The organism is Aeromonas sp. R7-2 (assembly GCF_040908105.1).
GTDB lineage: Bacteria > Pseudomonadota > Gammaproteobacteria > Enterobacterales > Aeromonadaceae > Aeromonas > Aeromonas caviae.
In genome coordinates this window covers 22,214-40,093 of the sequence record NZ_JBFODC010000003.1, presented here as the reverse complement: position 1 = coordinate 40,093, position 17,880 = coordinate 22,214, and the positions used below count along the sequence as shown (strand labels likewise).

Here is a 17,880-nt window from a genome sequence, read left to right as displayed (position 1 = left end):
AGTGTCGATCGCAGATGAGGGTGGAGGAGAGCAACGGGCATGATGCAGGTGGCGTGGTCCGGATCCCATTCAGGAGATAAAGGAGGGAAAGCGGGGATGACCCAAGAGGAGATCGCCTCCCCTTGGGCGAGAGGGTCAGGGATGCTGGCTGCCACCGTGCCATTGGCATAGGTAGGCGGGGACCAGCATCTGGGGTGCCTGGTCAACGTGACAGACCACCAGCGGCATGGCGGGGGCTCCCTGGGCATGCACCAAGGTAGGTGTCATGGGCAGGACCAGGGCGACGAACAGAAACAGCGACGGGATCTTCATGGTTATCTCCTTGGTGACGGGAACGAATGTGACAAGCATCACTTTTTGAGTTAAGGCGAACCCGAAATCGGCGCAAGGTGACTGAAAAAATTCAACTAATGAAAAAACTTTGAATCCCGGTTGCACTCCGGTCGGTGAAAAAGCCGCCATCAGGATGCGTGCAAAATGCATATCCATATAAAAGAGATAGTGCACACGGCTTGGCGATGAGGCTCGCCATCTGGCCCGGGCAGGCCGCCATGATCTGGGACAAGAGATGGATTATTCAGCGATAAAGGAGCAGGTGATTATTTATGTGAGAGCAAACGGGATGATAAGCGAGGATAAATTCAAAGTTGGGTGAAGTTTATTCAAAAAATGAGCATTTTGATTTTAATGTAATGATTTATTTGATGTTTTTTATTGGTGGCTATCCATTTCTGGATATCATGGATGAATGAAATTGCGCTCTTTGTGGAATATATTGGGGCCTTATTGCGTATTTATGCCGGATGGAGGGTGAGGGAAATGTCAGATATGTAAACTCCATCATAAATTAACTTCTGAATTTATGCAGTCTCGGGTGAATGTGATCAATGTCCAAGTTTGGTGGAGTTGCCAGACCTAATCTCTGCGTCGAAAGGCAAGGGCAGGATAGAACATAAGCCGAGTACCCTACATAAAGAATATCCCGCCTTAGCCACGAGCCTGAATAGAAGGAATCTATTCAATCACTCGCAGGGACCACAGCTAGACGGAATATCATCATGAGCAAATTTTATGTAGGTTCTGAAGTTGGCCAGTTGCGCCGTGTCATGTTGCACCGCCCCAACCTCAGTCTGAAGCGTCTGACCCCTTCCAACTGCCAGGATCTGCTGTTTGACGACGTCCTGTCCGTGGAACGTGCCGGTCAGGAGCACGACAAATTCGCTCAGGTACTGCGCGATCAGAATGTCGAAGTCTTCCTCCTGACCAATCTGCTGGCGGAAACCCTGGATGTGCCGGAAGCCAAAGCCTGGCTGCTGCAACACCAGGTCTCCGACTATCGCCTCGGCACTGCCCTGGCCAACGACGTGCGCTGCTTCCTGGCGGACATGCCTCACCGCGAGCTGGCCCGCATCCTCTCCGGCGGCCTGACCTACTCCGAGATGCCCTACAGTGGCGTCAACATGGTGGTCGGCATGCATGCCCCGACCGATTTCATCATCGAACCGCTGCCCAACCACCTCTTCACCCGCGATACCTCCTGCTGGGTCTATGGCGGCGTCTCCATCAACCCCATGGCCAAGGCCGCCCGTCGTCGCGAGACCAACCACGTGAAGGCCATCTACCGCTGGCACCCGCAGTTTGCCGGTCAGGAGTTCATCAAGTACTTCGGTGACGAGGAGCGCGACTACGACAACTCCACCATCGAAGGGGGCGACGTCTTGGTCATCGGCCGTGGCGCCGTGCTCATCGGCATGTCCGAGCGGACCACGCCACAAGGGGTGGAGCACCTGGCCCGCAGCCTGTTCAAGCACGGTCAGGCGAAACAGGTCATCGCCATGGAGCTGCCGAAACACCGCAGCTGCATGCACCTCGACACCGTCATGACCCACATGGATGTCGACACCTTCTCCGTCTATCCGGAAGTCATCCGCAAGGATGTGAACTGCTGGAGCCTGACCCCGGGCGGTGCCACCGGGATGAACATCAAGGAAGAGGGTTACTTCGTGACCGCCATCGAGAAGGCGCTGGGGGTGGATCAGCTCAGGCTCATCACCACCGGCGGCGACAGCTTCGAGGCCGAGCGGGAGCAGTGGAACGACGCCAACAACGTGCTGACCGTGCGCCCTGGCGTGGTGGTGGGTTACGAGCGCAATACCTACACCAACGAGAAGTACGACAAGGCTGGCATCACAGTGCTGCCCATCCCGGGTGAAGAGCTGGGACGTGGCCGCGGCGGCGCCCGCTGCATGAGCTGCCCGATGGAACGTGACGGCATCTGACAAGACGGCGTGGCGCCGGCAGAGGCTGGCGCCACACACACCCGAATTCGAGAGTAACACCCATGAAAAAACCAACTGTCGTCGTCGCCCTGGGGGGCAATGCCCTGCTCCGCCGCGGTGAACCTCTGGAAGCCGACATCCAGCGCAAGAACATCGCCACCGCCGCCAAGACCATCGCCCGCATCGCCGAGGATTACAACGTGGTGCTGGTGCACGGCAACGGCCCGCAAGTCGGCCTGCTGGCCCTGCAGAACAGCGCCTACACCAAGGTCTCCCCCTATCCCCTGGATGTGCTGGGTGCCGAGTCCCAGGGCATGATCGGCTACATGCTGATCCAGGAGCTGAAGAACCTGATGCCGAGCCGCAACGTCACCGCGCTGCTGACCCAGGTGCAGGTTGATCCCCAGGATCCGGCGTTTGCCAACCCGACCAAGTTCATCGGCCCCGTCTACGAAGAGGCGGAAGCCCGCACCCTGGCAGAAGAGAAGCACTGGGTGGTCAAGGCAGACGGCAAGTTCTTCCGCCGCGTGGTGCCGTCCCCGTTACCCCAGCGCATCGTCGAAGGTGACGCCATCGAAACCCTGATCGCCCAGGGTCACCTCATCATCTGTACCGGTGGTGGTGGCATCCCGGTGACCTGGGATGGCCAGAGCCTGACCGGCATCGAGGCTGTCATCGACAAGGACATGTCTGCCGCCTACCTGGCCAAGCAGATCAAGGCCGACGCCCTGCTGATCCTGACCGATGCCGATGCCGTCTATCTGGACTGGGGCAAGCCGACCCAGCGTCCGCTGCGGATCACCAGCCCGGACGAGCTGGCCGGGGTCAAGTTCGACGCAGGCTCCATGGGGCCCAAGGTCGAAGCCTCCTGTGAATTCGTCAAGGCGACCGGCGGCATGGTCGGCATCGGCTCCCTGGAAGATGGCCTGGCCATCCTCAAGGGGGAAGCCGGCACCAACATCGTCGCCACCAATACCGTCAATGCCTGAGCCAAGGCTCTGGTCTGAACAACTGCGTAGTCAATAACACTGCCAAATTGGTCTGAACAAATATAGAGAGAACTCATCATGGCTTTTAATCTGCGTAACCGTAACTTCCTGAAACTGCTGGACTTCACCCCGCGCGAAATCCAATACATGATCGATCTGGCCATCGACCTGAAGAAAGCCAAATACGGTGGCTATGAGCGCAAGCATCTGGTCGGCAAGAACATTGCCCTAATCTTCGAGAAGACCTCCACCCGCACCCGTTGTGCGTTTGAAGTGGCGGCCTTCGACCAGGGCGCGCAAGTCTCCTACCTTGGCCCAAGCGGTTCCCAGATCGGTCACAAGGAGTCCATGAAGGACACCGCCCGGGTACTGGGTCGCATGTATGACGGCATCGAATACCGTGGCTACGGTCAGGAGATCGTGGAAGAGCTGGGTGCCTACGCCGGTGTACCGGTGTGGAACGGCCTGACCAACGAATTCCACCCGACCCAGATCCTGGCTGACTTCATGACCATGCTGGAGCACGGCAAGGGCAAGCGTCTGGATCAAATCAAGTTCGCCTACCTGGGTGATGCCCGCAACAACATGGGGAACTCCCTGATGGTCGGCGCCGCCAAAATGGGTATGGATATTCGTCTGGTCGCTCCGAAAGCCTTCTGGCCGGAAGAGGAGCTGGTTGCCACCTGCCGCCTCATCGCCGAAGAGACCGGTGCGCGCATCCACCTGACCGAAGACGTGAAAGAGGGTGTGCTGGGTGCCGACTTCCTCTACACCGACGTCTGGGTCTCCATGGGTGAAGCGAAGGAAGCCTGGGATCAACGGGTGAAACTGATGACCCCGTATCAGGTCAACATGGACGTCATCAACGCCACCAAGAACCCGGATGTGAAGTTCATGCACTGCCTGCCGGCGTTCCACAACGACGAGACCACCATGGGCAAGGAAGTGGCCGACAAATATGGCATGAAGGGCCTGGAAGTGACCGAGGACGTGTTCGAATCCGAACACAGCATCGTGTTCGACGAGGCGGAAAACCGGATGCACACCATCAAGGCAGTGATGGTGGCTACGCTGGGCGACTGACGTCGTCAGTGGTGCCGGGGGGTGACCCCCGGCTTTTCAACCATGTGACAGCGGCATAATACCTCCAACCCTACGACCCGCAGCCTGCATGGATACCACACCCACAGAAGGAAGCTGGACCATGACCAAATTCAAGTTCCCGTCAGCCTACACGATACTGTTTGTGCTGATCGCCCTGGTGGCCGCCCTGAGCTGGATAGTGCCGGCCGGCAAATACGAGATGACCATGAACGAGGCCCTCGGCAAGGAAGTGCCGGTGGCCGGTACCTACAAACTGGTGGATGCCAATCCCCAGGGGATCGTCGACGTGCTGCTGGCACCCATCGACGGTCTCTACAACCACGACACCTACGAGGCTGGCGCCATCGACGTCTCCCTCTTCATCCTGATCATCGGTGGCTTCCTTGGCATCGTGACCAAGACAGGTGCCATCGATGCCGGTATCGAGCGCGTCACCGATCGCCTGCGTGGCCGTGAAGAGTGGATGATCCCCATCCTGATGGCGCTGTTCGCCGCAGGGGGTACCATCTACGGCATGGCGGAAGAGTCCCTGCCGTTCTACACCCTGCTGGTGCCGGTGATGATGGCGGCCCGCTTCGACCCCGTGGTCGCTGCCGCGACCGTGCTGCTGGGGGCCGGTATCGGTACCCTGGGCTCCACCATCAACCCGTTCGCCACCGTGATCGCCGCCAACGCGGCCGGCATCTCCTTCACCGACGGCATCTGGTTGCGGGTCGCCATGCTGGTGGCCGGCTGGCTGATCTGCGTGGCCTATGTGATGCGTTACGCCAAGATGGTGCGAAGCGATCCCAGCAAGTCCCTGGTGGCCGACAAGTGGGAAGAGAACCGTGCCCACTTCCTCGGCAACAAGAGCGACCAGATGCTGGAGTTCACCACCACCCGCAAGATCGTGCTGGGTATCTTCGTCGCCGCCTTTGCCGTGATGATCTACGGGGTGGCCGTGCTGGGCTGGTGGATGGCGCAGATCTCCGGCGTCTTCCTGGCTGCCGCCATCATCGTCGGCGTCATCTCCCGCATGAGCGAGGAGGAGCTGACCTCCAACTTCATCGACGGCGCTCGTGACCTGCTCGGCGTGGCCCTCATCATCGGTATCGCCCGCGGTATCGTGGTGGTGATGGACAACGGCATGATCACCCACACCATTTTGCACAGCGCAGAGGGGATCGTGACCGGCCTCTCCACCATCGTCTTCATCAACGTGATGTTCGTGCTGGAAGTGGTGCTCTCCTTCCTGGTGCCCTCTTCCTCCGGTCTGGCGGTGCTGACTATGCCGATCATGGCGCCGCTCGCCGACTTCGCCAACGTGGGCCGCGAGCTGGTGGTCACCGCCTACCAGTCCGCCTCCGGTCTGGTGAACCTGGTGACCCCGACCTCCGCCGTGGTCATGGGGGGGCTGGCCATTGCCAAGGTGCCCTATGTGCGCTGGCTGAAGTGGGTGGCCCCGCTGCTCGGCATGCTGACCGTGCTGATCGTGCTCTGCCTGAGCCTGGGCGCCGTGCTGGCATGAATGCCGACAGACATAGGGACAACAACGGGAGCCTGGGGCTCCCGTTTTTTATGGCTGGCAAGGCGGGGCGCCCGGGCTCTCCCGTGGTCTGACTCCTTGCCGCGCGGGCAACAAAAAGGCGACCCCGGGGTCGCCTTCTGGCATCCAGCAGGGGTCAGCGGGCGTTTTCCAGGGTGCGCACCACGGCAGCGTGAGCCTGGCGGGTTCGGCTGATGTGGCGCGGGGCGATCAGTACCACGTCGTTGCCGGCCACGGCCCCCAGGATCTCGGGATTGGCGTTGCGATCCAGCAGGCGAGCCACCACGGTAGCGGCCCCCGGGGTGGTATGCACCAGTACCATCTGCTGGTTGTGGACCACGGCGCGCACCATGTCGTGGATGGAGCGGGTGCTGCCGGCGGGCTCCAGCTGCTCGTCCACCAGGGTGTAGACCTTCTTGCCGTTGGCGTTCTGGGCCTTGGCGACCCCGAGACGGCGCAGCAGGCGGGAGATGGTGGACTGGCTGATGTCCGCAAAACCGCGGGCGGAGAGCTCGCGGCGGATCTCCTCCTGGGTGCTGTAGCAGTGCTGGCCGATGATCTGGCGGCAGGCGTCGAGCTGGGCCAGGTCGGACTCTGGTTCTGCTGGGCGGCTGAGGGTGTTGACCATGGCGACTTCCTTTGGCGATGAGCGATGGCGGTCTCGCCCAGTCTGTCGTTCCGGCTTTTCATAGCGAAAAACACTAATGAGGAGCACTCAAGCAGGGGATGAGCGAGGTATATCCATTACGGGATGGCAAATTATAACCAAAGGGGGAATAAGTGATGTGACAGGGTTCAAAAATGGGCCCGATGGGGCCCACATGGATATCCTTTGTCGGCAGGAAATCAGTAGCGTTCGCTGACGATGTCCTGGGTGAAGGACTTCTCGCAGTATTTGCACTTCATCCGCACCGCCCCTTTCACCTCGCGCACCCGGAAGTAGCTCTCCACCGGTTCGTTGTGGGAGATGCAGTTGGAGTTGGGGCAGTGGAACACCCCTTCGATGAACTCCGGCAGCGCCAGTTGGTGCTTCTTCACCACCACGAAGTCTTCGATGATGTTGACGGTCGCCTTGGGGGCGAACAGGGCGAGCTGGTTGGCCTGCTGCTCGGTCAGACGGGTGTTCTCGATCTTGATGAGATCCTTCTTGCCGAGGGCGCCGGATTTGAGGTTGAAGCCGACGGTGATCCGCTCCTGGGTCTCGATCAGCTGGAACAGCTTGAGGATCTTGATGCCCTGGCCGGCGGGGACGTGGTCGATGACGGAGCCGTGGCGGATGGCTTCGACTTGCAGTTGGTTCTTCTCGGACATGATGTTCCCCTTTCCCTTAGACGGTTTCGTTCAGTACCAGTGCCAGCAGTGCCTGGCGGGCATAGACCCCGTTCTCCGCCTGCTGGAAGTAGTAGGCGTGGGGGGTCTTGTCGACGGCGACCTCGATCTCGTCAACCCGGGGCAGGGGATGGAGGATCTTCATGGTGGGCTTGGCCCCTTCCAGGGTCGCCAGCTCCAGCACGAACTTGGCGGCCATGTGCTTGTACTCGGTCTCGTCGAAGCGCTCCTTCTGGACGCGGGTCATGTAGAGGATGTCGAGCTCCGGCATCACCTCTTCCATGGTCTCGTGCACGCTGAAGCGGATGCCCTTCTCTTCCAGCTCCTCGCAGAGGTAGTCCGGCATGGCCAGCGCCTCCGGGGAGATGAAGAAGAAGCGGCAGTTGAACAGGCTCAGGGCCTGGGCCAGGGAGTGGACGGTGCGGCCGTACTTGAGGTCACCGACGAAGGCGACGTTGAGGCCGTCCAGCTTGCCTTGGGTCTCGTGGATGGAGAAGAGGTCGAGCAGGGTCTGGGTGGGATGCTGGTTGGAGCCGTCACCGCCGTTGATGACCGGCACCCGGGAGAACTCGGAGGCCAGACGGGCTGCCCCTTCCTTCGGGTGGCGCATCACCACCGCATCGGTGTAGGAGCTGATGATCTTGATGGAGTCGGCCAGAGTCTCGCCCTTCTTGGCGCTGGTGTTGCCGCCGTCGGCGAAGCCGATGATGTTGCCGCCCAGGCGCTGGACCGCGGTCTCGAAGGAGAGACGGGTGCGGGTGGAGGCTTCGAAGAAGCAACTGGCGACCAGCTTGTCTTTCAGCAGGCGGCTGTCGGGTTCGGCCTTCAACCGCTGTGCGGTGGCGACCACCAGTTCCATGTCGGACCGGGTCAGATCCGAGATGGAGATGACGTGTTTGTTATAGAGTGGATTGGTCATCGTCTGCATTCCCTTTGGCATCAATGAAGGTTTTTCCGGCACAAAAAAAAGCCCCTGAAACAGGGGCTCTTTTCAAAAAAAACGGGGGATCTGTGGGACGGGAACCGGAAACAACGGGGCCGCTCTGGTGCGCTCCACCCGTCTGCAAGGCTGCTTTTTTCATCAAAAACGGCATTGTCCTGTCCCGACCTTTTTCAAAACCGCACCGATTATAGGGCTGGTTTTTGAATTGTCAAAAATTTATTTCAGAGGCAGGATTTGCCCAGAAAAACGTTTAAGTGTCGCGAACGGGTCGACAAATCCAGAGTGCGTGCTGCGTCTGCAAAGGAGCGCCATCGGCGGCCATGCTGCGCAGGTAGCCGAGCCTGTGGTGCCCCTCCAGCAGGCAGTAGGGATGGGGCAGGGGGTGACCGTCCGGGTAGCAGGTTCCCGGGGCGGTGGCGAGGACGATGACAGGCTCGGACCAGGTGCCCCGGCGCAGCATGTCATCGCCGAGCCAGGAGCGGCGCACGTAGCGGTTGCTGCGCAGCATCTCGCCCCAGCGATCGATCACCTCCATGTGGCGGGAGTCTATCTGCTCGATAATCTGCGCGGTGGGCCAGTGCTCGCACTCGAACTGGTGGCTGGCGAGATCGATAAAGCTCCAGTTGGATTCAAAACCGCGCCAATGGCGGTAAATCCACTGGGCGAGCACATTGGAGGGAATGGAGGGCACCAGGGGAGAGACTCTGTCCAGATAGTCGGCCAGGGTCTCCGTCTTGCGCTCATCCCGGAAGTTGAGGGGCGCAAGCTGTTGCAGCAGTCGGTAATTGAGCATGGGCAGCCTCCCTGAGCCTGGTTTCACCCTACCCCCATTTGTGTCCCATTCCTACCCCGTCGGGGCTGCAAATACAGCAGCTTACCCCCGCTCCTTGTTGGAATTGCGGGGATCTGGTCGTCATTTGTTCGATCGCATCGAAAGTGAGAAAAAAAGCCTTTACCTTTGACCTCCGCTTTGTATACTACGCCTCGTTTGTTGCAGGGGCGTAGTTCCAATTGGTAGAACAGCGGTCTCCAAAACCGATGGTTGCGGGTTCGAGTCCTGCCGCCCCTGCCATTTTTCAGAAAGGCCAGCTCATTGAGCTGGCCTTTCGCATTTCCGTCGTTTGCCAACGCCTCCGTTAGCCTCTTTTTCCCCGCTTCGCCGCTGCCATTTCTGTCAATGGAGGCCGCTTTCCCCCTGTGCTACACCTTGCTTCCTGCCAGATGGCGCCTTCAGGCGCATCGCATCCGGCGGGCCCAAGGCGCTTCAACAAGGAGAGAGCGATGAACAAGGCAGTGGATACGCGTCACCCCCATGCCCATGCCGGTGGCTGGGTCCCCCGGGATCAGGCCCATGTGGCGCGCTGGGTACAGCGGCTGCGTCAGGCGGTCACCCGCCAGCCTCGCCCGCTGGTGGCCCCGATCGCCGGATTGAAGGCGCTGGTGGAGCAGGATCCTCTCCTGCATCAGCAGGCACAGGGGATGTTTGACGAGGCGTGGCAGCACGAGCACAGCACGCCGCTCGGTCAGGTCCAGGTGCGCAGCTTCGATGAGTTCCTGCAGCTGCTCAACGGCATCATGACCACGGCCCCGGAAGCCTATCAGGATGTGCAGACCCAGGAGCCCGCCGGGCTGATCGGATTCCCCATCAATGCCCTGCTCAACTGGCCCATGGCGACGGCCGCCGGGTACGACTTCTTCGCCAATGCGCTGGTGAACCAGCAATTACGCAAGATCCTCGGTTACTGGGCCGACTTCCTGCAAGGTCCCGCGTCCCGTTATGTGCTGACCGAGTCGGTGAGCCCCCTGGATCGCCAGACCCTGATCGTCCCCTGGCTGGGTGACGTGGCGAAACGGGAGATGATCAAGGTGGCGCAGGGGGCGCTCGGGGCCGGCGACAACCCCACCCCAGAGCGCTTCGAGGGGATCTTCCACACCGCGCCGGGAGAGGAATACGAGGGCTTCGCCAGCTGGGACGACTTCTTCACCCGCCGCTTCTGCCCCGGCGTGCGGCCGGTGACGGCCCCGGACGATGACAGCGTGATCGCCAACGCCTGCGAGTCGGCCCCGCTGCAGGTGGTGACCGGGGTAAGGCGGCAGGACGCCTTCTGGCTCAAGGGGCAGCCTTATTCCCTGGACAACCTGCTGGACTTCGACCCGCGCGCCGCCGCGTTCGAGGGGGGCACCCTCTATCAGGCCTTCCTCAGCGCCCTCAGCTATCACCGCTGGCACAGCCCGGTGAGCGGCACGGTGCGCTCGGTCAAGGTGGTCAACGGCAGCTACTACCTGGCCAACCGCCACCAGGGTTTCGACAGCCCGGCGGGGCCCGATCCCAGCGCCCCGAACCAGTCCCAACCCTTCCTGACCGCGGTGGCGACCCGTGCACTCATCTTCATCGAGGCGGACAACCCCAGGATCGGCCTGATGTGCGTGGTGCCGGTGGGCATGGCGGAGGTGTCGAGCTGCGAGGTGACGGTGCAGCCGGGGCAGCGGATCGCGAAGGGGGAGCAGCTCGGCATGTTCCACTTCGGCGGCTCCACCCACTGCCTGCTGTTTCGCCCCGGTGTCGAGCTGGCGTTCGACTTCTACGGCCAGCAGCCGGGGCTGGAGGCGACCAACCTGAGGATCAACACGGCGCTGGCGCGGGTCAAATAACCCAGCCGCCGGACAGTAAAAGGCCGCCCTTGAGGCGGCCTTGTTGTTTGTCCATCAGATGGCGCCGACCTGCGTCTTGAGGGTTTCCACCAGCCGCTGGTGGCGGGCGGGGAGCGGCCATTCGGCACGGTAGATCAGCCAGAGGGTGTCGATCACCTCAATGCTGCTCTGGATCACCCGGATCTGCTCCTGTTGGGCAAAGGCGGTGACGGCGAAGCGGGGCAGCACGGTAAAGCCGAGGCCGCGGGCGACTGGCTCCAGGATCAGGCCGATCTGGTTGGTAAAGCCGCGCAGCGGGATCTCGCCGAAGCGCTGGCCGGGATAGCGTCGTCCCAGCAGGCGCTGAGCCATGCTGCGGCCGTCCGGGTGGTCAATAAAGCCGAGCTGACAGAGGTGCTGCCAGCTCGGCTCCTCGCCGTCGTTGGGTACTACCAGACAGAGGGGTTCGCGGGCGAAGGGCTCGGCGGCTATGCTGGGGTGCTCCGGCGGTTGATCCACCAGTCCCAGATCGCTGCGCCCCGCCAGTACCGCCTGCACTATGTCGGGGGTGGGGGCAAAGCGGTGCTGGATGGTGAGTCCGGGATGCTCCTGTTGCTGATCGAGCAGCAGGGGATAGAGCAGCAGGCCAATGCTGCCGGGGGTGGTGAGGGTGATGGCGCCGCGGTGAGGGTCGTCATCAGAGAGACGGGCTCGCAGCTGTTCGGCGGCCTGCGCCTGCTGGCGGGCGAAGTCGAGCAGCACCAGCCCGCGCGGGGTGAGCTCCAGCTGACGGGGCTTGCGTAGCAGCAGGGGGCCGAATTCGGCCTCGAGGCGCGAGATATGCTGACTGACGGCGGCCTGAGTGAGATCCAGCCGATCGGCGGCACGGGTAAAACTGCCGGTTTCATGCACCACCACCAGGGTGTGGAGCCAGAGTGGATTAACCATAAATTTAATTTATGTATTCCATTAGTTTGACCTTATTTTTCATTATGGCGTCTCTTCCTATCATGTCACCTGTTTCCCACACACAATTTCAAGGTGACTTATGACTTACCCGCGCAACTTCTCCCACATCGGCATCACGGTGACTGACCTCGACAAGGCAGTCGAGTTCTATACCAAGGTGATGGGCTGGTATCTCATCATGCCGGCGACCACCATCACCGAGGATGACTCCGCCATCGGCGTGATGTGCAACGACGTATTTGGCCCGGGCTGGGGCTCTTTCCGCATCGCTCATCTCTCCACCGGCGACAAGATCGGCATCGAGCTGTTCGAGTTCCCCAACAGCGAGCAGCGCGAAAACAACTTCGAATTCTGGAAGACCGGGGTGTTCCACTTCAGCGTGCAGGATCCGGATGTCGAGGGGCTGGCGGCGCGCATCGTCGCAGCGGGTGGCAAGCAGCGGATGCCGGTGCGCGAGTACTATCCGGGCGAGAAGCCCTACCGCATGGTCTACATGGAAGATCCCTTCGGCAACATCATCGAGATCTACAGCCACAGCTATGAGCTGACCTACTCCGCCGGTGCCTATCAGGGGTAAGTGACAGGCCGCCTTCGGGCGGCCTTGTGGTGCCTGCGGGTGTCAGCATGGAATAGTGAACAGTCTGTTGCTGGTAGTGCGTTCTGTTGTTGATATATGAAAAAATATCAGGATTCACTAAAGACCGTTCATCATTGTGCCGATAGAACTACCAAGATGGGGGTATTCCCGGCCCCCGGCTACCACAAGGATTCGTTGTCATGACTCTCTCGTTGCGCGGCAAGCTGCTCGCGGCCAGCCTGGGGGTAGTGCTGCTGATGGCAGCCCTGCTCGGTATTGTCGCCTTCCACACCCTCAAATCCCGCACCCTTGACGCCATCCAGAGCGAGGCGGTCAACTACGGCCACGCCCACTCGGTGGCCATCGGCAACTGGCTTGAGGATCGCAAGCACGCGGTCGACGCCCTGGCCGCCGTCATTGCGCACGACCCCGACACGGCCCTGGTGCCCCACCTGTTGCAGACCCGCACCTCCGGCGGTTTCGGCCTCACCTATTTTGGTTCGGCGCAGGGGGAGATGACCCGCCACGATCCCGCCCTCAACACCGCCAACTATGACCCCAGGGCCCGCCCCTGGTACCAGAACGCCGACAAGGCGGGCAAGCTCATCGTCACGCCGCCCTATGTCAGCGTGACCATGCAGCAGATGGTGGTGACCCTGGCCGAGCCGGTGAGCCACCAGGGCCGGGTGATCGGGGTGGCCGGGGCGGATCTCTCCCTCGACGCCCTCATCGACGAGGTGCTGGCCATGAAGGTGCAGGGAGAGGGCTACGCCATGCTGCTCGATCGCACCGGCCTCATCGTCGGCCACCCGAACAAGGAGCTGGCGCTCAAGCAGGTGGCGGAGCTGGATCCCGGCCTCACCGGGGCGGCGCTGGATGCGTGGAGCCGCGACGGCGAGCTGCACGGCGCCAACCTGAACGGGCGCGAGGTGCTGCTTTCGGTGCAAGGCGTGCCCGGCACCGACTGGCTGCTCGCCATGGTGATGTACAAGGAGGTGCTGGAGGCGCCGCTCGCCTCCCTGTTGTGGCAACTGGTGGGGCTGACCCTGGTACTGCTGCTGGTGTTCGGTGCCCTACTCATCGCCATGTTCAACTACCTGTTCGCGGATCTGGGACGGGTCTCCAGGGCGCTCGCCGACATCGCCCACGGGGAGGGGGATCTCACGGTGCAGATCGCCACCCGCAGCCAGGATGAGGTGGGGCAGCTGGCCCAGAACTTCAACCAGTTCGTGGCGCGACTGCACGGCATCGTCAGCCGGTTGCGGGACGTCACCGTCGAGCTGGCGGCCCAGTCCCGCACCCAGGCGGCGGGGGCCGAGGCCCGCAGCCAGCGGGTGCGCCAGCAGCAGGACGAGATCGTCATGGTGGCCACCGCGGTGACCGAGATGGCCTCCGCCACCCAGGAGATCGCCGGCAACGCCGAGTTTGCCGCCAACACCGCCGGTGATGCGGTGCGCCTCGCGGTGGCCGGCCAGTCCCAGGTCGGCCAGAGCCAGCGCAGCATCACGGGGCTGGCGGGGGAGGTCTCCGACGCCAGCCAGACCATCCACGAGCTGGATGGCCACGCCCAGCAGATCAGCGGCATTCTGGCCACCATCAGCGGCATCGCCGAGCAGACCAACCTGCTGGCCCTGAACGCCGCCATCGAGGCGGCCCGGGCCGGGGAGCAGGGGCGCGGCTTTGCTGTGGTAGCGGACGAGGTGCGGGTGCTGTCGCGCCGCACCCACGACTCCACCGCCGAGATCCAGCAGATGATCGAGGCGCTGCAGCAGACCACCCGCAAGGCGGTGGGCGGCATGGAGACCAGCCGCCAGCTGGCGGGCACCAGCGTGGAGGACGCCGAAGCGGCGAATCTCAGCCTGGGCAGGATCAACGAGGCCATCGGCGCCATCAGCGACATGGCGACCCAGATCGCGGCGGCGGCCGAGGAGCAGACCTCGGTGACCGGCGAGATCAGCCGCAACACCGAGAATATCCGCCACGTCTCCCAGGCGCTGGCGGCCCAGGCCGGCGAAGAGGCCGCCCAGGCGGCCCAGCTCAAGTCTCTCACCGAGCGGCTGGAGCAGGAGATCGGGCGCTTCCGGCTCTAGGCTGAGACCCGGATGTGACAAAGGCGACCCCGGGGTCGCCTTTATTCATCCTGTGTATGGATATTATTTCGCCATGCACCCGCTGAATAATATCGGGTCCTGGCCCTGCAACGGGCGCAGGCAGAGGCTCAGAGAGGTTTGATGTAGCTGTAGAACTCGTTGTCCCGCTGGTAGCCGTGCCCTTCGTAGAGGGCCTGAGCCTGCCGGTTGTCGGTGGCGGTGCTCAGCATCAGGAAGGCGGCGCCCGTGTCCTGGCCGTGGCGATCGGCCCGCGCCAGCAGCGCCTGGGCCACCCCCTGCTGGCGGGCCGCCGGCGCCACGAACAGATCGTACAGCAGCCAGATGGGTTTCAGGGCGAGGGAGCAGAACAGGGGATAGAGGTGGGCAAATCCCAGCACCTCTCCCGCCTCGCTCTGGGCCACGAAGAGCACCGACTCCCCGGCGGTGCAGCGCTCCAGCAGGAAGGCTTCGGCGGCCTCGGGCCGGGCAGGCAGCTGGTAGAACGCCCGGTATTCCACGAACAGGGGGGTGACCCGGGGAATGTCCCCGGGGGTGGCCTGGAAGATCCTCATGGGGCGTTCCCCGCCGGATCCTGGCTGACCCAGATCAGCCGGTCGGTGGCAAAGCCGAGCCCTCTGGCCCGCTCGACCAGGGCCTCTACCTTCTCTTTGGGGGGATGGGGCGTGCGGGAGAGGATCCAGAGGTACTGGAGGTTGTAACTGCTCACCAGGGAGAGCTCATAGTCCGTCGCCAGCACGTTGTAGCTGCCGTAGAAGGGGCCGAAGAAGCTCACCTTGAGGCGCCCCTCGTCGCTGTCGCCCACGAAGTAGGCGCGCCCCTCGGCCTCGCGCCATTCCCCCTGTTCGTCCTGCCCCCGGTTGATCACCCTGACACCGCCGTCATCCCGCAGGCTGTAGGTGGCGGTGACCCGGTTCAGGCCGCGCTCGAAACCGTGATCGAGGCGGGCCACCTCGTACCAGGTGCCCAGGTAGCGGTCGAGCTGGAAGGGCTTGACCACCTGGTGTCCCGGTGGAATGCCGGTGCAGGCGGTGGCCAGCAGGGTCAGAACGAGCAGGATCAGTGTGCGCATGTCATCCCTCCACGATACGCAGTTGTCCCGAGCGGAAGCGTGCCGCGTGTTCGCTCGGGGTGTTGCCAAAGAAGCGTTTGTATTCGCGGCTGAACTGGGAGCCGCTCTCGTAGCCTACCTTGTCCGCCGCCACCCCGGCCTTGAGGCCGTCGTGCAGCATCATCAGCCGCGCCCGGTGCAGGCGCAGGGTCTTGATGTACTGCAGGGGCGAGGTGGCGGTGGCCGCCTTGAAGTGGTGGTGGAAGGCCGAGACGCTCATGTTTGCCTCCCGGGCCAGCTCCTCCACCGTCAGGTTCTCGGTAAAGCGCTGCTCCATGATACGCAGCACCCGGGCTATCTGGCTCACCTGGCTGTGACGGCTGGCCATGGCCAGCAGGGCGGGGGCCCCCCCTTCGTGCAGGGCGTGGAACAGGATCTCGCGCACGATCTGGGGCCCCAGCACCCGGGCGTGGAGCGGCTTGTCCATCACGTCGATGAGGCGCTCCACCGCGCAGAGCATGGTCTCGGAGAGGGGCACGGAGACGACGCCGCGACCCGGTTCCGCCGGGGCGGGGGCCGCGTCCCCCATCTCCAGCAGCAGGGCCTGCAGCGCCGCCACGTCGATCTCCACCGAGAGCCCCACCAGAGGGGATTCGGGGGAGGCGAAGCACTCGCACTCGCAGGGCAGCGGCAGGGTCATCATCAGGTAGTGCTCGGGGTCGTAGCGGAAGGTGAAGTCCGAGAGATAGCCCACCTTGTGCCCCTGCAGGATGATGATCATGCGCGGGCGGTAGAGCACCGGGATGCGGTCGTGATGCTCCGTGGTGTAGATGAGGTGCACGCCGGGCACGGGGGCGGCGGTGATCCCCGGGTGGGGTGCCAGGGCGGCGAGTCGGCTGGCGAGGGCGGACTGGTGGGTCGCCGCGATGGGCTGATTTGTACTCATTTATCCAGGCTCAGTAGAAATAGGCAAGAAATCGGCAGAAAGCTCCCTTGATGGTAGGGGGTTATAAGAGAAAAATGCAACCCATACCTTACCGACTACGACCACCCCGGGAGATCCCATGAACAACTTCATCCTGCACACCCCCACCAAGGTGCTGTTCGGCAAGGGCCAGGTGGCCCAGCTGCGCGGCCAGATCCCCAGCGACGCCCGCATCCTCGTCACCTACGGCGGTGGCAGCGTGGTGCGCAGCGGCTTGCTGGACCAGATCCGCAGCGAGCTGGCCGGCCTGACCCTGTTTGAATTTGGCGGCATCGAGCCCAACCCCACCTACGAGACCCTGATGGGCGCCGTCGAACTGGCCCGCGCCGAGAAGGTCGACTTCCTGCTGGCAGTGGGTGGCGGCTCCGTGCTGGACGGCACCAAGTTCATCGCGGCGGCGGCCCACTACGACCTGGCCAAGGACCCCTGGCACATCCTCGAGACCGTCGGCGGCGAGGTGGCCTCCGCCATTCCCCTGGGCTGCGTGCTGACCCTGCCGGCCACCGGCTCCGAGATGAACATGGGCGCCGTCATCACCCGCAAGAGCACAGGCGACAAGCAGCACTTCTTCTCCCCCTTCGTGATGCCGCGCTTCGCCGTGCTCGACCCCGTGCTCACCTACACCCTGCCCGCCCGTCAGGTGGCCAATGGGGTGGTGGATGCCTTCATCCACACCCTGGAGCAGTACCTCACCTACCCGGTGGATGCCAAGGTGCAGGATCGCTTTGCAGAAGGGCTGCTGCTGACCCTGGCGGAAGAGGGGCCCAAAGCGCTGGTGGAGCCGGAAAACTACGACGTGCGTGCCAACATCATGTGGAGCGCCACCCTGGCGCTGAACGGCCTGATCGGAGCCGGTGTGCCCCAGGACTGGGCCACCCACATGCTGGGCCACGAGATCACCGCCCTGCACGGTCTGGACCACGCCCAGACCCTGGCGGTGGTGCTGCCCGCCCTGCTGCAGGCCAAGCGCGAGCAGAAGCGCGCCAAACTGCTGCAATACGCCGAGCGGGTCTGGGATCTGCGCAGCGGCAGTGACGAGGCGCGTATCGACGGTGCCATCGCCGCCACCCGTGACTTCTTCGAGCGGATGGGGATCAAGACCCGGCTGCGGGATTACGTGGCCGACGCCCGGATCGACGCCCTGCTGGCCAAGCTCGAAGAGCACGGCATGACCGCCCTGGGTGAGCACGGCGACATCGACCTGGCTCAGAGCCGGCATATTTATGAGGCGGCCTGGTAAGCAGAGCGCGCCTGAAGCGGGCCGCAGGCCCGGTTGCACCAGGGGGCCCGAACCCGCCAGCAGGCGGGGACGCGGCCCCCTGATCGTTGCAAAATGGTTACTTTTTCCCTTTTCATCTCATCAGATGAGCCAACGGCAGATTTCGTAAGA

Annotated in this window: 17 protein-coding genes and 1 tRNA gene; 9 read left to right on the top strand and 9 right to left on the bottom strand. The window is 62.8% G+C overall.

Annotated features, from left to right (window positions below):
• Positions 1–135 precede the first annotated feature (135 nt).
• Entirely contained in the window at positions 136–312 is a 177-nt protein-coding gene (locus tag AB5Y47_RS00205; protein WP_167292772.1) for a hypothetical protein, read from the bottom strand.
• Between the two features lie 746 nt (positions 313–1,058).
• Between AB5Y47_RS00205 and arcA the strand changes: the two genes are divergently transcribed.
• The 4 genes from arcA (at position 1,059) to AB5Y47_RS00185 (ending at position 5,879) form a co-directional block, all read left to right on the top strand.
• Positions 1,059–2,279: an arginine deiminase gene (gene arcA, locus AB5Y47_RS00200; RefSeq protein ID WP_010676011.1), complete on the top strand. Its 1,221-nt coding sequence runs from the start codon at positions 1,059–1,061 to the stop codon at positions 2,277–2,279.
• Positions 2,280–2,341: 62 nt separating this feature from the next.
• Positions 2,342–3,268: a carbamate kinase gene (arcC, locus tag AB5Y47_RS00195; protein WP_253583727.1), complete on the top strand. Its 927-nt coding sequence runs from the start codon at positions 2,342–2,344 to the stop codon at positions 3,266–3,268.
• 78 nt (positions 3,269–3,346) lie between these two features.
• Positions 3,347–4,351, top strand: coding sequence for an ornithine carbamoyltransferase (argF, locus tag AB5Y47_RS00190; RefSeq protein WP_042864776.1), 1,005 nt, complete (start codon positions 3,347–3,349; stop codon positions 4,349–4,351).
• 121 nt (positions 4,352–4,472) lie between these two features.
• On the top strand, positions 4,473–5,879 hold the full coding sequence (locus tag AB5Y47_RS00185) for a YfcC family protein (RefSeq protein WP_010676008.1): 1,407 nt from the start codon (positions 4,473–4,475) through the stop codon (positions 5,877–5,879).
• A gap of 154 nt (positions 5,880–6,033) precedes the next feature.
• Here the strand turns inward: AB5Y47_RS00185 and AB5Y47_RS00180 are convergent, their stop codons facing one another.
• From AB5Y47_RS00180 to AB5Y47_RS00165, 4 genes are all read right to left on the bottom strand, one after another.
• Entirely contained in the window at positions 6,034–6,525 is a 492-nt protein-coding gene (locus AB5Y47_RS00180; protein WP_039039633.1) for an arginine repressor, read from the bottom strand.
• 218 nt (positions 6,526–6,743) lie between these two features.
• Positions 6,744–7,208, bottom strand: coding sequence for an aspartate carbamoyltransferase regulatory subunit (gene pyrI, locus AB5Y47_RS00175; protein ID WP_010676006.1), 465 nt, complete (start codon positions 7,206–7,208; stop codon positions 6,744–6,746).
• 16 nt (positions 7,209–7,224) lie between these two features.
• Positions 7,225–8,145 (bottom strand): aspartate carbamoyltransferase, encoded by a 921-nt coding sequence (gene pyrB, locus AB5Y47_RS00170; protein ID WP_010676005.1) that lies wholly within the window; start codon positions 8,143–8,145, stop codon positions 7,225–7,227.
• 274 nt (positions 8,146–8,419) lie between these two features.
• Positions 8,420–8,962 (bottom strand): hypothetical protein, encoded by a 543-nt coding sequence (locus AB5Y47_RS00165; RefSeq protein WP_227263204.1) that lies wholly within the window; start codon positions 8,960–8,962, stop codon positions 8,420–8,422.
• Between the two features lie 202 nt (positions 8,963–9,164).
• Here AB5Y47_RS00165 and AB5Y47_RS00160 point away from each other — a divergent pair.
• Both AB5Y47_RS00160 and AB5Y47_RS00155 read left to right on the top strand, forming a co-directional pair.
• Positions 9,165–9,241 (top strand) — tRNA-Trp (locus AB5Y47_RS00160).
• Positions 9,242–9,450: 209 nt separating this feature from the next.
• Positions 9,451–10,821, top strand: a complete 1,371-nt coding sequence (locus AB5Y47_RS00155; protein WP_368219574.1) for a phosphatidylserine decarboxylase family protein — start codon at positions 9,451–9,453, stop codon at positions 10,819–10,821.
• Between the two features lie 54 nt (positions 10,822–10,875).
• On the opposite strand, the gene AB5Y47_RS00150 is transcribed toward AB5Y47_RS00155, so the two are convergent.
• Positions 10,876–11,748 carry a LysR family transcriptional regulator gene (locus AB5Y47_RS00150; RefSeq protein WP_049636044.1) on the bottom strand — a complete coding sequence of 291 codons (873 nt, stop codon included), beginning with the start codon at positions 11,746–11,748 and terminating at the stop codon, positions 10,876–10,878.
• A 100-nt stretch (positions 11,749–11,848) separates the two neighbouring features.
• On the opposite strand from AB5Y47_RS00150, the gene AB5Y47_RS00145 reads away from it, so the two are divergent.
• Together AB5Y47_RS00145 and AB5Y47_RS00140 are read left to right on the top strand one after the other, a co-directional pair.
• The gene (locus tag AB5Y47_RS00145; RefSeq protein ID WP_041209527.1) at positions 11,849–12,346 is read left to right on the top strand and encodes a lactoylglutathione lyase family protein; all 498 of its coding nucleotides are present in this window, start codon (positions 11,849–11,851) and stop codon (positions 12,344–12,346) included.
• A gap of 200 nt (positions 12,347–12,546) precedes the next feature.
• Entirely contained in the window at positions 12,547–14,436 is a 1,890-nt protein-coding gene (locus AB5Y47_RS00140) for a methyl-accepting chemotaxis protein (RefSeq protein WP_102948937.1), read from the top strand.
• A 128-nt stretch (positions 14,437–14,564) separates the two neighbouring features.
• Here AB5Y47_RS00140 and AB5Y47_RS00135 read toward each other — a convergent pair whose 3' ends face one another.
• The 3 genes from AB5Y47_RS00135 to AB5Y47_RS00125 are packed head-to-tail and all read right to left on the bottom strand — an operon-like array spanning position 14,565 to position 16,451.
• A complete protein-coding gene (locus tag AB5Y47_RS00135) occupies positions 14,565–15,008 on the bottom strand; it encodes an N-acetyltransferase (protein WP_049636043.1) in 444 nt (147 codons plus the stop codon).
• Positions 15,005–15,526: a lipocalin family protein gene (locus AB5Y47_RS00130; protein ID WP_041211937.1), complete on the bottom strand. Its 522-nt coding sequence runs from the start codon at positions 15,524–15,526 to the stop codon at positions 15,005–15,007. Before AB5Y47_RS00130 ends, AB5Y47_RS00135 begins: the two co-directional genes overlap by 4 nt.
• A gap of 1 nt (position 15,527) precedes the next feature.
• Positions 15,528–16,451, bottom strand: a complete 924-nt coding sequence (locus tag AB5Y47_RS00125; RefSeq protein ID WP_010675998.1) for an AraC family transcriptional regulator — start codon at positions 16,449–16,451, stop codon at positions 15,528–15,530.
• 118 nt (positions 16,452–16,569) lie between these two features.
• Here AB5Y47_RS00125 and yqhD point away from each other — a divergent pair, with 118 nt between their 5' ends.
• Positions 16,570–17,730, top strand: coding sequence for an alcohol dehydrogenase (gene yqhD, locus AB5Y47_RS00120; protein ID WP_324029491.1), 1,161 nt, complete (start codon positions 16,570–16,572; stop codon positions 17,728–17,730).
• Positions 17,731–17,880 lie beyond the last annotated feature (150 nt).

Excerpts from the sequence above, each read along its gene's own strand:
- AB5Y47_RS00140 (WP_102948937.1), top strand. The coding sequence starts at position 12,547 with ATGACTCTCTCGTTGCGCGGCAAGCTGCTCGCGGCCAGCCTGGGGGTA.
- pyrI (WP_010676006.1), bottom strand. The coding sequence starts at position 7,208 with ATGTCCGAGAAGAACCAACTGCAAGTCGAAGCCATCCGCCACGGCTCC.
- AB5Y47_RS00135 (WP_049636043.1), bottom strand. The coding sequence starts at position 15,008 with ATGAGGATCTTCCAGGCCACCCCCGGGGACATTCCCCGGGTCACCCCC.
- pyrB (WP_010676005.1), bottom strand. The coding sequence starts at position 8,145 with ATGACCAATCCACTCTATAACAAACACGTCATCTCCATCTCGGATCTG.
- AB5Y47_RS00150 (WP_049636044.1), bottom strand. The coding sequence starts at position 11,748 with ATGGTTAATCCACTCTGGCTCCACACCCTGGTGGTGGTGCATGAAACC.
- arcA (WP_010676011.1), top strand. The coding sequence starts at position 1,059 with ATGAGCAAATTTTATGTAGGTTCTGAAGTTGGCCAGTTGCGCCGTGTC.
- AB5Y47_RS00185 (WP_010676008.1), top strand. The coding sequence starts at position 4,473 with ATGACCAAATTCAAGTTCCCGTCAGCCTACACGATACTGTTTGTGCTG.
- AB5Y47_RS00125 (WP_010675998.1), bottom strand. The coding sequence starts at position 16,451 with ATGAGTACAAATCAGCCCATCGCGGCGACCCACCAGTCCGCCCTCGCC.
- AB5Y47_RS00180 (WP_039039633.1), bottom strand. The coding sequence starts at position 6,525 with ATGGTCAACACCCTCAGCCGCCCAGCAGAACCAGAGTCCGACCTGGCC.
- AB5Y47_RS00145 (WP_041209527.1), top strand. The coding sequence starts at position 11,849 with ATGACTTACCCGCGCAACTTCTCCCACATCGGCATCACGGTGACTGAC.
- arcC (WP_253583727.1), top strand. The coding sequence starts at position 2,342 with ATGAAAAAACCAACTGTCGTCGTCGCCCTGGGGGGCAATGCCCTGCTC.
- argF (WP_042864776.1), top strand. The coding sequence starts at position 3,347 with ATGGCTTTTAATCTGCGTAACCGTAACTTCCTGAAACTGCTGGACTTC.
- AB5Y47_RS00130 (WP_041211937.1), bottom strand. The coding sequence starts at position 15,526 with ATGCGCACACTGATCCTGCTCGTTCTGACCCTGCTGGCCACCGCCTGC.
- AB5Y47_RS00155 (WP_368219574.1), top strand. The coding sequence starts at position 9,451 with ATGAACAAGGCAGTGGATACGCGTCACCCCCATGCCCATGCCGGTGGC.
- AB5Y47_RS00205 (WP_167292772.1), bottom strand. The coding sequence starts at position 312 with ATGAAGATCCCGTCGCTGTTTCTGTTCGTCGCCCTGGTCCTGCCCATG.
- yqhD (WP_324029491.1), top strand. The coding sequence starts at position 16,570 with ATGAACAACTTCATCCTGCACACCCCCACCAAGGTGCTGTTCGGCAAG.
- AB5Y47_RS00165 (WP_227263204.1), bottom strand. The coding sequence starts at position 8,962 with ATGCTCAATTACCGACTGCTGCAACAGCTTGCGCCCCTCAACTTCCGG.